At 43.6% G+C, this 15815-nt stretch carries 16 protein-coding genes and 4 tRNA genes; 7 read left to right on the top strand and 13 right to left on the bottom strand.

Annotation, left to right across the window (positions count from 1 at the left end; all coding sequences use genetic code 11):
* The 3 genes from C3Y93_RS11410 to C3Y93_RS11400 are packed head-to-tail and all read left to right on the top strand — an operon-like array spanning position 1 to position 1216.
* Positions 1-534 (top strand): Na+/H+ antiporter subunit E, encoded by a 534-nt coding sequence (locus tag C3Y93_RS11410; protein ID WP_104852959.1) that lies wholly within the window; start codon positions 1-3, stop codon positions 532-534.
* The gene (locus C3Y93_RS11405) at positions 531-806 is read left to right on the top strand and encodes a monovalent cation/H+ antiporter subunit F (RefSeq protein ID WP_104852958.1); all 276 of its coding nucleotides are present in this window, start codon (positions 531-533) and stop codon (positions 804-806) included. Before C3Y93_RS11410 ends, C3Y93_RS11405 begins: the two co-directional genes overlap by 4 nt.
* Before the next feature lie 11 nt (positions 807-817).
* The gene (locus tag C3Y93_RS11400) at positions 818-1216 is read left to right on the top strand and encodes a Na+/H+ antiporter subunit G (protein ID WP_104852957.1); all 399 of its coding nucleotides are present in this window, start codon (positions 818-820) and stop codon (positions 1214-1216) included.
* A gap of 121 nt (positions 1217-1337) precedes the next feature.
* On the opposite strand, the gene C3Y93_RS11395 is transcribed toward C3Y93_RS11400, so the two are convergent.
* The 10 genes from C3Y93_RS11395 to tpiA form a co-directional block, all read right to left on the bottom strand.
* Positions 1338-1742 (bottom strand): ribosome-binding factor A, encoded by a 405-nt coding sequence (locus tag C3Y93_RS11395; protein WP_004975876.1) that lies wholly within the window; start codon positions 1740-1742, stop codon positions 1338-1340.
* Positions 1742-4465, bottom strand: a complete 2724-nt coding sequence (infB, locus tag C3Y93_RS11390; protein ID WP_104852956.1) for a translation initiation factor IF-2 — start codon at positions 4463-4465, stop codon at positions 1742-1744. Before infB ends, C3Y93_RS11395 begins: the two co-directional genes overlap by 1 nt.
* A gap of 10 nt (positions 4466-4475) precedes the next feature.
* Positions 4476-5960, bottom strand: a complete 1485-nt coding sequence (nusA, locus tag C3Y93_RS11385; protein WP_104852955.1) for a transcription termination factor NusA — start codon at positions 5958-5960, stop codon at positions 4476-4478.
* 35 nt (positions 5961-5995) lie between these two features.
* On the bottom strand, positions 5996-6520 hold the full coding sequence (rimP, locus tag C3Y93_RS11380) for a ribosome maturation factor RimP (RefSeq protein WP_004975871.1): 525 nt from the start codon (positions 6518-6520) through the stop codon (positions 5996-5998).
* A 322-nt stretch (positions 6521-6842) separates the two neighbouring features.
* Positions 6843-6919 (bottom strand) — tRNA-Met (locus C3Y93_RS11375).
* A gap of 134 nt (positions 6920-7053) precedes the next feature.
* Positions 7054-7130, bottom strand: a tRNA-Met gene (locus tag C3Y93_RS11370).
* 77 nt (positions 7131-7207) lie between these two features.
* Positions 7208-7284 (bottom strand) — tRNA-Met (locus C3Y93_RS11365).
* 49 nt (positions 7285-7333) lie between these two features.
* Positions 7334-7418: transfer RNA gene (locus tag C3Y93_RS11360), tRNA-Leu, on the bottom strand.
* Between the two features lie 53 nt (positions 7419-7471).
* Positions 7472-7801, bottom strand: a complete 330-nt coding sequence (gene secG, locus C3Y93_RS11355) for a preprotein translocase subunit SecG (RefSeq protein ID WP_004975868.1) — start codon at positions 7799-7801, stop codon at positions 7472-7474.
* 13 nt (positions 7802-7814) lie between these two features.
* Positions 7815-8606 carry a triose-phosphate isomerase gene (tpiA, locus tag C3Y93_RS11350; protein ID WP_019836081.1) on the bottom strand — a complete coding sequence of 264 codons (792 nt, stop codon included), beginning with the start codon at positions 8604-8606 and terminating at the stop codon, positions 7815-7817.
* A 277-nt stretch (positions 8607-8883) separates the two neighbouring features.
* On the opposite strand from tpiA, the gene pilB reads away from it, so the two are divergent.
* Genes pilB through coaE form a run of 4 tightly spaced genes read left to right on the top strand, consistent with a single transcriptional unit; the run spans position 8884 to position 13322 of the window.
* On the top strand, positions 8884-10596 hold the full coding sequence (pilB, locus tag C3Y93_RS11345; RefSeq protein ID WP_004975865.1) for a type IV-A pilus assembly ATPase PilB: 1713 nt from the start codon (positions 8884-8886) through the stop codon (positions 10594-10596).
* 30 nt (positions 10597-10626) lie between these two features.
* Positions 10627-11853: a type II secretion system F family protein gene (locus C3Y93_RS11340; protein WP_004975864.1), complete on the top strand. Its 1227-nt coding sequence runs from the start codon at positions 10627-10629 to the stop codon at positions 11851-11853.
* A complete protein-coding gene (locus C3Y93_RS14520; RefSeq protein ID WP_104852954.1) occupies positions 11853-12713 on the top strand; it encodes a prepilin peptidase in 861 nt (286 codons plus the stop codon). The genes C3Y93_RS11340 and C3Y93_RS14520 overlap by 1 nt, the downstream gene beginning before the upstream one ends.
* Positions 12714-12722: 9 nt before the next feature.
* Positions 12723-13322: a dephospho-CoA kinase gene (gene coaE / locus C3Y93_RS11330; RefSeq protein ID WP_004975860.1), complete on the top strand. Its 600-nt coding sequence runs from the start codon at positions 12723-12725 to the stop codon at positions 13320-13322.
* A 5-nt stretch (positions 13323-13327) separates the two neighbouring features.
* Here the strand turns inward: coaE and C3Y93_RS11325 are convergent, their stop codons facing one another.
* The 3 genes from C3Y93_RS11325 to C3Y93_RS11315 all read right to left on the bottom strand — a co-directional run bounded on the left by C3Y93_RS11325 (position 13328) and on the right by C3Y93_RS11315 (position 15562).
* Positions 13328-14206: a DMT family transporter gene (locus tag C3Y93_RS11325; RefSeq protein ID WP_042068576.1), complete on the bottom strand. Its 879-nt coding sequence runs from the start codon at positions 14204-14206 to the stop codon at positions 13328-13330.
* Between the two features lie 94 nt (positions 14207-14300).
* Entirely contained in the window at positions 14301-15050 is a 750-nt protein-coding gene (gene rlmB, locus C3Y93_RS11320) for a 23S rRNA (guanosine(2251)-2'-O)-methyltransferase RlmB (RefSeq protein ID WP_004975856.1), read from the bottom strand.
* Positions 15051-15238: 188 nt separating this feature from the next.
* The gene (locus tag C3Y93_RS11315; RefSeq protein WP_004975854.1) at positions 15239-15562 is read right to left on the bottom strand and encodes a pyrimidine/purine nucleoside phosphorylase; all 324 of its coding nucleotides are present in this window, start codon (positions 15560-15562) and stop codon (positions 15239-15241) included.
* Positions 15563-15815 lie beyond the last annotated feature (253 nt).

Here is a 15815-nt window from a genome sequence, read left to right as displayed (position 1 = left end):
ATGCAAAAAACGAGACCAAAAACTTCGTTTTGGGATAACCTGCTGCCACACCCGTTTGTATCTGTCTTGGTGGCACTGAGTTGGCTGATGTTGGCGCATAGTGTTTCTGCAGGGAATCTGTTGATGGCACTGGTCTTGGCGCTCTTGATTCCCAAACTGATCCAGCCCTTTATTGCGCGTACACCAGACATCAACTGGACTGCAGCTATTCACCTATTTTTTGTGGTGCTATGGGATATTATTATTTCCAATGTACGCGTCGCAAAACTGGTACTTGGCCCGACAGACCGAATGCAGCCAAAATGGTTCCGTGTTCCATTGGAAACTCAACATGAGCAAGTCAACAGTATTCTGGCAATGATCATCACCACAACTCCTGGTACTGTTACCGCAGGTATCGATCAAGATCGTGGTGATATTTTGGTACATGCCCTGAGCACTGAAGATGAAAATGTGGATATTCAGGACATTAAAAACCGTTATGAAAAACCATTAATTGAAATTTTTGGTGCACAAACAGGAGAGAAGGTATGAGCATCCTACCCTATGCCCTTGGGATTTGTATGATTGCGATCACCATCTCAATGTTAATGTGCTTGTTCCGCCTGATTCTTGGCCCTTCAATTGTAGACCGACTCTTGGCATTAGATACCCTGTTTTTAAACGCAACCTGCTTGGTGGTGGTATTGGGCATTTATTGGAGCAGTACCTCATTATTCGAAGGTGCTTTATTGGTGGCGATGTTGGGCTTTGTATCGACAGCTGCACTTGCGCGCTACTTCACCAGTGGCCACGTGATTGATTAAGGAGAATACACATGCAATTACTCATGGAAATTTCGGTGTCATTCTTTTTAATTATTGGGGCGTTTTTTATGCTAGTCGGCGGCATTGGCATGGTGCGTCTGCCTGACTTATTCATGCGCTTACATGCACCAACCAAGTCCAGTACTTTAGGATTAGGGAGCTTTTTAATTGCCGCAATTATTTATGCAGCATTTGAAGGTCGTTTTGGTTTTGCTGAAGTGTTAATTACCCTATTTGCGTTTATTACCGCGCCTGTTTCTGCCAATTTAATGGCGCAGGCCGCACTTCATTTACGTTTACGTTCGATGAGTGGTAATGTGCCTGAAACCTTAGATCGTCCATTACCGTGGCAACGCCAACGTCGTAATTTACGTCGCTACGAAAAAAAATCTAATGATGATTTGGTGTAGAATATTAGTCAGGCATTAAAAAAAGCATCGTATCCGATATAACCTTGCTTACATTGCAAAAGCTCAAACATGATAGACAAAAAAATGCCACCCGAAGGTGGCATTTTTTATCATCACTGATTTATTCTTCATCTTGCTTAGGTGCTGCAGGAGGTAAATCTTTTACCGCTTCTGCAATCAAACCAAACATATAGTTACCATAGGCATTGGTTTTATCGTAGTGAAAACGCAAACGCGGGGTAATACGTGTCTTAATACGACGGCTTAACTCATGGCGCAAGAAGCCTGATGCTTTATTCAACACATCCAAGGTTTCTTTATTTGCCGTTTCGCTTTGCTCATCGCCTAATTCACGTCCCATGACGGTCACGTACACTTCCGCATATCCTAAGTCTGGGCTCACCTTCACTGCAGAGATGGTCACAAGACCACCTAAGCGTGGATCTTTCAGCTCTTGGCGAATCAGTTCTGACAGCTCACGCTGTACTGTATCCGCCATACGCTTCAGACGTTGACTACCCGCCATTAAAGACTCCGTTTAATCAATTGAACATCGTACACTTCAATCTTATCAAGTGGTTTGATGTCTTTATAGCCTTTTACTGCAAGACCACATTCCATACCTGCGCGAACTTCTTCCACCACGTCTTTATAACGACGAAGTGACTCAAGCTCACCTTGGAATACCACCACATCATCACGTAATACGCGAATTGGTTTGTTACGGTGAAGTACGCCTTCAAGTACCATACAACCTGCAGCTGCACCGAACTTACTTGAGTGGAACACTTCACGCACTTCTGCAACACCCAAAATAGTTTCACGGTGTTCAGGTGCAAGCTTACCGCTCATCGCATCTTTCACATCATCAATTAATTGATAGATGATGCTGTAGTAACGAATGTCAATACCATCGGCATCGGCTTTTTGACGCGCAGTATTGTCAGCACGTACGTTAAAGCCCAGTAATACAGCTTCTGAAGATTCTGCAAGCGTAACGTCAGACTCAGTGATCGCACCTACGCCTGAACCAATCACACGTACACGTACTTCATCGGTAGACAACTCGCCCAATGCAACAATCAAGGCTTCCAAAGTACCTCGTACATCGGTCTTCAATACCACATTGACAAATGGAACGTCTTTTTTGCCCATTGATGCCATGATGTTTTCAAGACGCATTGCGCTTTGACGCTCAAGACGTTTTTGACGCTCACGATCCATACGCGCATCGGCAACTTCACGTGCTTTCTTCTCGTCATTTACAACAAGAACTTCGTCACCTGCCATTGGCGCTTCAGGTAAACCTAAAATTTCAACTGGAATTGAAGGACCTGCAGATTTAATACGCTTACCGTTTTCATCAGTCATGGCACGTACGCGACCATAAGATGAACCTGCAAGTACCAAGTCACCTACATTCAAAGTACCGTTTTGTACCAGAATTGACGTCACTGCACCGCGACCTTTATCTACACGCGCTTCAATCACCACACCTTGCGCTGCACCTTCTTCAGATGCTTTCAATTCCATCATTTCTGCTTGAATTGAAATTAAGTCAAGAAGTTCATCAATACCTTGACCTGAATGCGCCGAAACCATTGCAACAGGTACGTCACCGCCCCATTGTTCAGGTACGATTTCTTTGGTGGTCAATTCATTCAATACGCGGTCTGGATCAGCCGATTCTTTGTCCATTTTGTTAATGGCAACAATAATTGGTGTACCCGCTGCACGCGCATGGTCAATGGCTTCTGCAGTTTGTGGCATCACACCATCATCTGCCGCAACGACCAATACCACGATATCTGTCGCTTTCGCACCACGTGAACGCATTGCAGTAAACGCTGCGTGTCCCGGTGTATCTAAGAAGGTGATAATGCCTTTATCGGTTTGTACGTGGTATGCACCAATGTGCTGGGTAATACCACCCGCTTCGCCTGCAGCCACTTTGGCACGACGAATACGGTCAAGTAATGATGTCTTACCATGGTCAACGTGACCCATGATGGTCACCACTGGTGGACGTGTCGTTTGAACACCACGTGCCTCTTCAGCCGCTTCGAGTAAGTTATCTTCAGCTTGCGTATCAGATACTAGAACTGGGTTGTGGCCCATTTCCTCAACTACAAGTGCTGCAACTTCTTGCTCAATCGCTTGGTTTTGCGTAACTAACTCACCCATTTTCATGAGTGATTTAATAACTTCGCGTACTTTAACTGCCATTTTTGCAGCCAAGTCCGCAACCACAATCGTTGCACCAATTTCAACATCATAAACTTGTTTTTTAACTGGTTTTTCAAAGCCGTGCTTGTTGGCTTGGCTCGTTTTCAAACCGCGTTTATGTGAGTTTTGGCTGAAAGACTGTTCTTCCTGACCACGACGACCACCTTTTTTCGGTGAACGTGTATTGGTGGTGCTGGTACCACGCTTGATTTCACGGTCTTCTTTGGCAAATGAATCTTCATAAGCCTGACCCACAAGACCAGCCGCCAATGGAGAATCATCTACCACACGAATGGTAGCGGTTGCATCTTCATTTGAGTATTTAGATGCCATCTGACGCATTTGCTCAAGCGTACGTTGCTGCGCTTCTTCAGCCGCTTTACGACGTGCTGCTTCTTCAGTCGCTTTCAACTGAGCTGCTTGCGCTTCACGTGCTTTCTTTTGCTCAGGCGTTTCAGTGACCTTCACTGCTTGCTTCACAATTGGCTTGTTGGTTGACTTACGTTTCACCACAACCGCAGCTTTCGCAACTTCTTGCTTGGCTGTTTCTTGCTTGGCTGCTGCACGCATTGCATCTAAAGCTTGTTTTGCTTTTGCTGCACCTGCTTGCGGCGCATCAGCTTTCGCTTGTACTTTTGCAGTCGCTTGCGATTGCTGTTCTGCACGAGCTTTTTCAGCCGCTTCAGCCTGTGCTTTTGCCAGTGCTTCCGCTTTAATTTGTTCAGGATCTGGCTTTACAAACGTATGTTTCTTACGAACTTCTACATTAATCGTTTTCGCCTTGCCCGAAGTACTTGCCACTTTAGCCGTACTGGTGGTTTTACGTTTCAACGTGATTTGTCCTGCATTACCCTCTTGACCGTGAACCTTTTTCAAGTGGTTCACTAGGGTATTTTGTTGTTCAGTGGAAATAATATCGTCAGCCTTACGCTGTGGTAAACCTGCGTCACGAACCTGTTCCAGGAGCTTCTCAACTGGACGACCTACACTGAGCGCTAACTCTTTAATCGACTTGTCCGTCATACATTACCTCCTAGTTAAACCATGATTCGCGCGCTTTCATAATCAATTGACCCGCTTTATCTGAACCTAAACCTTCAATATCTTCGATATCGTCAGTTGCTTGGTCAGCTAAATCATCAACTGTGATGACACCACGAGCGGCAAGCGCATAAGCGATCTCTTGTGTCATGCCTTCCATTGCCAGAAGTTCGTCACTCGGATCTTGAATATTTTCTTGCTGTTGCAATGCATCTGCCAATGCCACTTCTTTGGCACGGCTTTGTAGCATTTCAACGATTTCTTCATCTAAATCAATTTCGTCAAATGTTTCCGCAGGAACATACGCAATTTCTTCTAATGAAGTGAAGCCCATTTCAACCAAAGCCATTGCCAAGTCTTCAGCAATGTCTAAACGTGAAACAAATAAATCTAAGTACTGTTGTGCTTCGTTTTGCTGACGTGCGTGATACTCTTCTTCAAGCATCATATTCAGCTTATAACCTGTAAGTTCAGACGCTAAACGTACGTTTTGACCTTGTGAACCAATTGCACGTGCCAACTGATCGCTGGTTGCGAAAATAATGTCGGCAGTACGTTCTTCTTCATCAATCACAATACCCGATACATCGGCTGGCTCTAAAGCACTGGCGATATATTGTGCTGGATCATCAGACCACACCACAACATCAATACGCTCACCATTTAACTCTTGCTGTACCGCTTGGATACGTGTACCACGCATACCAATACATGCACCTACAGGGTCAATACGATGGTCGTTGGTTTTTACTGCAATTTTTGCACGTACACCTGGCTGACGCGCTGCTGCTTTAATTTCGATGATTTCTTCAGAAATTTCTGGAATTTCTTTTTTCATCAATGCAATCAGCATTTCAGGCTTGGCACGTGACAACAACAATTGTGCACCACGACCTTCACGGTTCACGCTGTACAAAATTGCATTCACACGCTGCTTAGGACGCAAAATTTCTTTGGCGATCATTTCTTCACGCGCCAAATATGCTTCTGCATTGTCGCCCAAATCAATAATAAAGCCATCTTTGGTTTGCTTTTTCACTTCACCGTAAATCAGCTCGCCTACTTTGGCTTCATAAGCATCTGCAACCAATGCGCGTTCTGCTTCACGAATTTTTTGCACAATCACTTGCTTGGCAATTTGCGCAGCAATACGACCGAAGTCAATTGACTCAACTTCAAGTTCGCGAATATCGCCAATTGACCACTTTGCAGGGTCTACATCAGAAATTGCATCTTGGCATGCAGGCATTTCATGATCTTCATCTGCCACCACTTCCCACTGACGGAAAGTGCTGTAGTCACCTGTTTTACGATCAATTTCCACACGTAAACGTGCTTCTTCTGAGTTTGTGCCTTCGTAGAATTTCTTTTTCGTCGCAGCAACAAGAGCCTGTTCAAGCGCCTCAAAAATTGCCTCACGACTTACACCTTTTTCGTTACTAACCGTTTCAACGACGGTAAGAATTTCACGTGCCATAAGTCACCTATTCGTTCAGATTCTTATTAATTTGATTAATCTTGGTAAATCAGGTTTGCTTTATCAATATTGTGACTGTCAATCTCCAATACCTGCTGTTTTTCCACTTCGACCTGAATGGTTTCATTTTCCAGATCTACAGCAACCAATTTCGCTTGAAATTTACGACGGTTTTCTACAGCACTGATTAAACGTAACGCAATGGTTTGCCCAATATATGCAGGCAATTGCTCTAATTGGAAAAATGGACGATCCCAACCCGGTGATGACACTTCAAGCGCATATTCACCTGAAATTGGATCATGCACATCAAGCATTGCACCAACTTGCTGGGTTACACGTACACAATCTTGTACACCAATACCGCGACCTTGCTCTAATTCGCCATCTTCATTTAAGACAGGTTCTGCATTTTCATCGACAGCTTTGTCGATATAAATACGTAACAAAGAACGCTTACCTTGTGGAATAAACTCGATTCCCCAAAGATCCACATCACATGCTTGCACTGCTGGCGCAATTAAGTCCTGAAGTGCTTGAGTTTTATTTGATAGCTTCATTTACTCTCGTCATTCTGCTGCGGTTCAATGGTCTTATTTGACCACTACACATTCATACAAACTATAGTAGTAGTGAAACATGACACTTTGACTTTAGGCCGCGCACGGCTTGTATCGACACTACACGATAGCCAATAAAAAAGGGCGTAATCGCCCCTATTCTTGCACAGTAAAACCAATATCCACTGTGCAAAAAGGCCCACCTAGTTGTGAGCCTCTTTAGAAACTTGGTTGCGGGGATTAGACTAAATCTAACCATCTTTGCTAGTTTATTATGCTGAATTCAATCAACTAAAACTAACGTACCACACCATTAGAAACTTGGTAGCGGGAGCTGGATTTGAACCAACGACCTTCGGGTTATGAGCCCGACGAGCTACCAGACTGCTCCATCCCGCATCAACGTGCAAAAATTATATACAAATATGAATAAGTTTTCAATCAAACTTAGCATTTTTGCCTGACTTAAGTTGCACCTTAGTCAGTATAAAGCGTAAAACTCATATTAGAGCATAATCACACTTTTAAAATATTGGTAGCGGGAGCTGGATTTGAACCAACGACCTTCGGGTTATGAGCCCGACGAGCTACCAGACTGCTCCATCCCGCAACAACATGTAAATACTTATCTCAACCTAAAATAATTTAAGTTGCCTACGCTTAATTCACGATAAGCTTAGGATTGATTGGTAGCGGGAGCTGGATTTGAACCAACGACCTTCGGGTTATGAGCCCGACGAGCTACCAGACTGCTCCATCCCGCATCAACAGATTTGCTGCTTAACACCAACTTATGTTTTCTGGATTATAAGTTGGTGCGGAAGGGGGGACTTGAACCCCCACGCCCGAAAGCACTACCACCTCAAGGTAGCGTGTCTACCAATTCCACCACCACCGCAGCTGTGACGCATTCTAGTCGCATCATGCGAAAAAAGAAAGTGCTAAATAAAATTATTCAGCGCTTTTAGGCGCAGTTGGTGAAGTTTCAGGCGATACTGGCTGTGCAGGTGCAGTCGTTTGTACAGTCTGCAAACTATATGCACCTGTGGTTTGTTTCTTGGCAAACACCGCTAAAGTTAAACTGGTTGCAAAAAACAATGCTGTTAAAATTGCCGTTAAACGGGTTAAAAAGTTACCTGAGCCTGACGCACCAAATACGGTTGCCGCACCACCGCCACCAAAAGAAGCGCCTGCATCTGCACCTTTACCATGCTGAACCAAAATTAGTCCAATCATTAAAATGGCTAAGATAATATGTACTACCAGCACAAATGTTTGCATGCTGAACTCCTCATTATTGTGTATTTGCAAAGGCTTGCGCAATTTGATGGAACGATGCCGCATTTAAGGATGCACCACCGACCAAAGCACCATTAATGTCTGGGCAGGCTGCTAACTCTACGGCATTTTCTGGTTTTACACTACCACCATATAAAATCGGTAGAGTCACCGCATAAGCGGTGATTTGGCTTAAACCTTCACGGATTTTTGCATGCATGGTTTGCGCATCTTCAGGTGATGCGGTCTTGCCTGTACCAATTGCCCAAATAGGTTCATACGCAATCACTATCTGTTGCCATTGCTCAGCGTCAACCACAGCAGCAATATCACAAATTTGTTGCAAAACAACTTGCTCTGCCTGACCGCTTTCACGTTGTTGCAGACTTTCACCCACACAATAAATAACTGTCAAACCTGCCTGCAAGGCATTTTTAACTTTTTCATTCAAAATGCTTGGTGTGTCTGCAAAAAGTTCACGACGTTCTGAATGCCCAACCAATACATAATCAATTTGACTGTCTTTTAGCAATTCTGCACTGACTTCGCCTGTATATGCACCCAAACCCGCAATACGGGAAAGGTCTTGTGCAACGGTATAGACAGGACGTACTGCTTCGCTCAATGCAGCTTGAATTTGAGTTAAAGCCAAAGTGACAGGTGCAATCCCCAAATGACACTTTTCAGCCTCTACAGGGCTGTCTTGTAATAATGTTTTAAATTCAGAAATAAGTTGCTGAGCATCGGCATGTATCGGATTCATCTTCCAATTGCCAACCACCCAAGGCTTAATCGTCGTAGCCGACATAGAATAACCTGCAAAAACAATTCATTTAATCGCGCACATTCTACACGCAAATCACATTTCTGCTGAGTTTTTTGTACAAGCTTTGCATCAAACTGCTGCATGAAGTATCTTTTCATGGCAGGACTTACAATTTTTTTAGCAGATTAATGTAACTGGTTCATGCTTTTAGGCGATACTTAGGTGGTGACAGCACTTTCAGATATGGTATTTTTGTGCAACAAAAGTATAATTTTAAGATACCAATTATAAACAATCTTGATTTTGAGGACGTTGGGGAATGTCAGTACAACAAGCTACACCTAGATTTACAGGTTTTATTCGACGTTTGGTCGAAGATGGGCTCGTTTCTGCTGAAAATATGCAAACTGCCATTAAAGCCGCACAAAAAGATAATGTTGATATTGTTCCCTATCTCATTCAAAACCTAAATATCGCGCCTTTAATCATTGCTGAAAAAATTTCTAATGAGTTTGGCGAACCTATTTTTGATTTAAGCGTGTATGACTCTGCGCTCATCGTGCGTGAAGGCATTGATGAAAAACTGTTCAGCAAATATTGCATATTGCCTATTTTTAAACGCAATCATCTGCTTTATGTTGCAACCAGTAACCCGACCAATATCGAAGCAATGGATGCCATTCGTTTCAACAGTAAAATGAATATTGAAGCCATTGTGGTCGAACACGATAAATTGGTAAAACTGATTGAACAAAACTTTGCGAGTGAGTCTGCTTTTGAATTTGAAGATGATGACTTCGATCTCAACTTTGAAGATGGTAACAGCGAACCAGAACAAGCTGCAGAAGATGAACCGCAGGGTGATGAATCCCCAATTGTTAAATACATCAACAAATTACTGATTGATGCAATTCGCATGGGTGCTTCGGACTTACACTTTGAACCGTATGAAAAAACCTATCGAGTGCGTTACCGTGTCGATGGTGTATTACGTCAAATTGCCACCCCACCCTTACAGTTAGCTAACCGCTTGGCATCACGTTTAAAAGTGATGTCCCAAATGGACATTTCTGAAAAGCGTGTCCCGCAAGATGGTCGTATTAAATTAAAACTATCTAAAAACAAGTCCATCGACTTCCGTGTGAACTCGTTGCCAACCTTGTTCGGTGAAAAAATTGTACTGCGTATTCTTGACCCATCTAGCGCGATGCTAGGAATTGACGCTTTGGGCTATGAACCAGAACAAAAAGAATTGTTCATGGAAGCCTTAGAAAAACCGCAAGGCATGTTACTGATTACAGGTCCAACGGGTTCGGGTAAAACGGTATCGCTATATACAGGCTTAAATATCTTAAACAGAGAAGATACCAACATTTCCACCGCCGAAGACCCTGTGGAAATTAACTTAGAAGGCATCAACCAGGTTAACGTCAACAATAAAGTGGGCTTAACCTTCGCTGCCGCTCTGAAATCTTTCTTACGTCAAGACCCTGATATTGTCATGGTGGGTGAGATTCGTGACCTTGAAACTGCAGAAATTGCAATTAAAGCAGCCCAAACAGGTCACATGGTTTTATCTACCCTCCACACCAACAGTGCGCCAGAAACTTTAACGCGTTTACGCAATATGGGCGTTCCTTCCTTTAACATCGCAACTTCGGTAAACCTCGTCATTGCACAGCGTTTGGCACGACGCCTATGCCCGCATTGCAAAGCTCCTTCCGATATTCCAAAACAAAGCTTATTGGAAATGGGCTTTACTGAAGCCGATTTGAGCAATCCAGAATTTCAGGTCTATCAACCTGTAGGCTGTTCTGAATGCCGTGAAGGTTATAAAGGACGTGTTGGTGTTTATGAAGTGATGAAAGTCACACCAGAAATTTCTAGAATTATTATGGAGGATGGTAATGCCATCCAAATTGCTGATGCGTCAGCAAAATCGGGGTTTAACAATCTGCGTCGTTCGGGGTTACTTAAGGTCATGCAGGGGGTGACTTCATTGCAAGAAGTCAATCGTGTGACCAGTGAATAGTTGTAAAATTTAAAATAAGGATAAATACGCATGGCTGTCAAAAAAGCACAGATGATGCCCACCTTCGTTTATGAAGGGATTGACCGCAAAGGGGCTAAGTTAAAAGGGGAAATTCCAGCGCGTAATATGGCCTTGGCAAAGGTCACATTGCGTAAACAAGGGATTACCATCAAGACGATTCGCCAAAAGAAAAAGAATATTCTTGAAGGCTTAATGAAAAAACGGGTGTCGACCTTAGACATCACTATTTTCACGCGTCAGCTTGCCACTATGATGAAAGCAGGTGTGCCTTTGGTACAAAGCTTTGAGATTGTTGCCGAAGGTCTTGAAAACCCCGCCATGCGTGAAGTGGTTTTAGGCATTAAAGGTGAAGTGGAAGGCGGGAATACCTTTGCTGGCGCATTGCGTAAATATCCTCAATATTTTGACAACCTATTTTGTTCTTTGGTCGAATCTGGTGAACAATCGGGTGCCCTAGAAACCATGCTAGATCGTGTCGCGATCTATAAAGAAAAGAGTGAGTTACTCAAACAAAAAATTAAAAAAGCCATGAAATACCCTGCAACGGTCATTGTGGTGGCCGTGATTGTGACCATTATTTTGATGGTGAAAGTCGTACCTGTGTTTGAAGAGTTGTTTAGCTCTTTTGGTGCGGACTTGCCTGCCTTCACTAAAATGGTGGTGAACATGTCACAATGGATGCAGAAATACTGGTTTATTCTGATTATTGTGATTGGGGTCATCATTGCAGGTTTCTTGGAAACTAAAAAACGCAGTAAAAAATTCCGTGACTTCTTAGACAAAGCGGCACTGAAAGCGCCTATTTTTGGTGACTTGGTCTATAAAGCGATTATTGCACGTTATAGCCGTACTTTAGCCACTACTTTTGCTGCTGGTGTACCCTTAATTGATGCCTTGGAATCTACCGCTGGGGCAACCAATAATGTGGTCTATGAAGAAGCCGTGATGAAAATTCGTGATGATGTTGCGACAGGTCAACAGCTACAATTCGCCATGCGTGTCACCAATAAATTCCCGTCTATGGCAGTGCAAATGGTCGCCATTGGTGAAGAATCAGGTGCGCTAGATGCCATGCTAGATAAAGTCGCAACCCACTATGAAAACGAAGTCGACAACGCAGTAGATGGCTTAACCTCAATGATGGAGCCGTTGATTATGTCTGTCTTGGGTATTTTAGTGGGTGGTTTAGTTGTCGCCATGTACCTTCCAATCTTCCAAATGGGTTCTGTGGTTTAATGCAAGAATTAATCGCGTACTTTATCCAAAATCCAACTGCGCTTTATATCGCAGTTGGACTTTTTAGTTTATGTATTGGCAGTTTTGTGAATGTGGTGATTTACCGCACCCCAAAAATGATGGAACAGGAGTGGCGTAATGACTGCCAAATGTTATTACATCCTGAACAAGCCATTATTGATGAAAGTAAAATCACCCTGAGCAAACCTGCATCGACCTGCCCCAAATGTCACAACCCAATTCGTTGGTATCAAAATATTCCTGTGCTGAGTTGGTTGGTATTACGCGGTAAATGTGGCAACTGCCAAAACCTGATCAGCGTACGTTATCCAATGATTGAAGTATTAACCGCTGTTTGCGCCCTGATTGTGCTTGCGGTATTTGGCCCAACTGTACAAATGCTGTTTGGTTTGCTGCTCACTTATACCTTGATTGCACTCACCTTCATTGATTTTGATACACAACTCTTGCCAGACCGTTACACCCTGCCTTTGGCTGCACTGGGTTTGGCAGTCAACAGCTATGCCATCTATACCTCACCAACCTCGGCAATTTGGGGTTATGTAATTGGCTTCCTATGTCTATGGGTGGTGTATTACCTGTTTAAAATCGTCACAGGCAAAGAAGGCATGGGCTATGGTGACTTCAAGCTCCTTGCCGCTTTAGGTGCATGGATGGGGCCGATGATGTTACCCCTGATTGTGCTACTATCGTCCTTAGTTGGGGCGATTATTGGCATTATTCTGTTAAAAGTGCGTAAAGAAAACCAACCCTTTGCATTTGGTCCGTATATCGCCATTGCGGGCTGGATTGCCTTTTTATGGGGCGAGCAAATCATGAAAGTATATTTGGGACAATAAGGACAGCACATGCGTTTTGTTTTGGGTCTAACAGGAGGAATTGGCAGTGGCAAGTCTGCAGCCAGTGCGTGGTTCGAGACCCAAGGCATTGTTGTGGTCGATGCGGATGTTGTTGCACGTGAAGTGGTTGAAAAAGGACAGCCTACCTTAAAGCAAATTCAACAACACTTTGGCGATTGGGTTTTACTTGAAAATGGCGAACTAGATCGTCGCGCATTACGTGAACACATTTTCAAAGAACCAAGTGCACGACAAGCACTTGAAAAAATCACCCACCCTGCAATTCGTGAATCGATTATTCAACAATTAGATACTGCCGACAGTCCCTATGTGGTTTTGGTTTCACCACTCTTGTTTGAAACCAATCAACATCAATTGACCCGACATACATTATTGATTGATGCTACTGAAGCCCTACAAATTCACCGTGCTTCACAACGTGATGGTCAAACGGTTGAGCAAATTCATAAAATTATTCAAGCACAAATGCCACGTGCTGAAAAACAACGCCTAGCCGATGACATTGTGCTAAATGATGGGCATTTAGATCATTTGTATAGCAAACTTGAAGTATTGCATCAGCAGTATTTAAAGCGAGCGATGCAGTAAGCAAATTAATCTGACTGTTGTTTTTGCTGTTCAAGTTGAGCTTTTAAGCTGTCAGGTCGGGCCCACCAACGCCAAGGTTGCAAAGCACCAATCCCCATACCCACCAAGCCACATAAAATTGCTAAACTCAAAGGTTCACCCAATAAAGGGACAGCAAGAATCGCAGCGATAAACGGCGCCAAGGTCACAATACTGCCAGTTTTGAATGCTCCCAAACGCTTAATTGCCTCGACATAGCTAAGTGTTGCGATGATCACCACAAACACTCCATGAAAAATAGTTTGCAGCAATAAATGAATCGGTTCAGGTGTGCTGAGTTGTTTCGGGAAAAACAGTACGTAAATCGGGACATAGACGATTGCCGACCAAATTGCGACACCCGCCATAGCATGCCAAGCGGAAAGCTTCCATTGTCTTAATAAAACCGTAAACACACCCCACCAAATAGCGCTGATAAAAAACAGTCCATCCCCAAGTCCAAAGGCAACACCTGTTTCTTGATACATCAGCGCACTCATACCCGCAATGGCGGTCAGCATAATTACAATACTGATCCATGTATGGCGGTCAAAAGGCACTCGAAATAACATCCAAGCAGCAATGGCGGTACAAACAGGAATACAGCCATTCAAAAAAATGGCAGCATGCGCAGCAGGTACATAATGAAAAGCACTATACGCAGTCAGGCAATAGCCCACTCCACCAATCATTGCCAAAATAAAAGGCTCTTTTTTCCATAAAAATGCCGTATCTTTTTTCCAGATAAGAATCGGCATTAAAATACAAAAAGCCAAAGCAAAGCGTAAGGCGGTAATATCCCAAGCACTGATCTGCCATTGTGCATTCAGCCGAGCAGTTAGGGTAAAACCACCCCAAATGCACATGGTAACAAGCACCAAAGCATAACCTTGCTTTTGGGGAGATAGACGAATCACGGTGTTGAAAGCATCAATAAAATAGCAAATACAAAATCAGCAATTAAGCCTGACGCTGACGACAAGCTTCATACAAGGCCATACCTGTTGCAACACTGACATTCAGACTTTGCAGATTTCCTGCCATTGGAATAAATACGGTTTGATCACATTGTGACTGGGTAATTGGGCGTAAACCTGTATCTTCTGCGCCCATCACCACGCATACTGCTGTGCCTGTAAAGTCAAATTGCTGAATTGGCAAAGCTTTTTCATCCAGCATCGTACCCACCACACGCACATTAAACTCTTGTTTCAAATGCGCCAAAGTACGTGCCAAATTGGTCACTTGGATAAATTTGACTTTTTCTGCACCACCTGCAGCTACTTTGCGTGCAGTTGGGGTCAAACTTGCTGAACGATCACGCGGCACAATCACGGCAGTAACCCCCATCGCAGCGGCAGTACGGATACACGCACCCAAGTTATGCGGGTCGGTGACTTGGTCGAGCGCCAAAAGTAAAGGCTTGCTATCAGCCTGCAACAAGGCATCCAAGTCTTTTTCATTCAGAGTTGGATGTGGGCGTACTGCAGCCACCACTCCTTGGTGAAAAGGCAAACCTGCCAGTTTTTCCAAGCTGTCACGGCTGGCTTTTTGCACACTAATGCCAAATGGTTCGGCAAGTTCTAAAATCTTTTGTAAACGCTGATCATCACGCCCTTTTAAGGTAAAAAGAGTTAAGACGCGCTCTGGCTCAAGCTCCAATAATGACTCCACCGAGTGAACGCCATAATAATATTCAGGTTTTGCCATGAACGACCTCTAATTAATGCACCAATAAACCAGCGAAAACGAAAAATCCTGCAAAGCTGACTTTACAGGATTTCAATAAGATCTAGTTTAACCGATTCGGGTGAAAATTTCTTGATTCAATTCCGCTTGATTGGGTGCTCAAGCAGGAGAAAAATGAAATCTTAATTCAATACCCTATTATCGGCTGATTAGCCTTCTAAGTGGCACACGTAATCGAGCACTTCATCGGTTTCGATGCTGAAACGGCTATTGCCAGGCACATAGAACGATTGACCCGCGCGGAATAATTCACTTTCTTCGCTATCGGCAATTTTGACACGACATTCACCTGAAATAATTTCCATACGTTCAGGTACATGCGTTTCGAAAGTCAAGGCTTGTTCAGTCGGTAAAATTACCCCTAAGGTTTTTTTGGTACCGTCTTCAAATTGCACCGTGTGACTGATGCATTGCCCACCAAAATAGACATTCGACTTTTTCACAACTGATACATGATCAAACTGAGCTGACATGCGTATTCTCCAGGTAACGCGTTTTTATATTTTTGACTGATGTAGTTTAATTCTGTCCTCAGAACTAATCAATCTGTGTTTACAGTGGGCTTTGCGTAAATTGAACAATGTTTCAATACGCAGCATGCAACACGCTGACAGCACAGTCTAAGCCAATGCCAGAGGCATGCAAAGTACTCTGCTCTAGATTCTTCCCCACTAAAGTGCTAAATCTGAATGTGAAACAGATCACGAATAGTATCTATATCGTTTA

The organism is Acinetobacter sp. SWBY1, assembly GCF_002946595.1.
Taxonomy (GTDB): Bacteria; Pseudomonadota; Gammaproteobacteria; order Pseudomonadales; family Moraxellaceae; genus Acinetobacter; species Acinetobacter towneri.
This window is presented reverse-complemented; position numbering and strand designations above follow the sequence as displayed.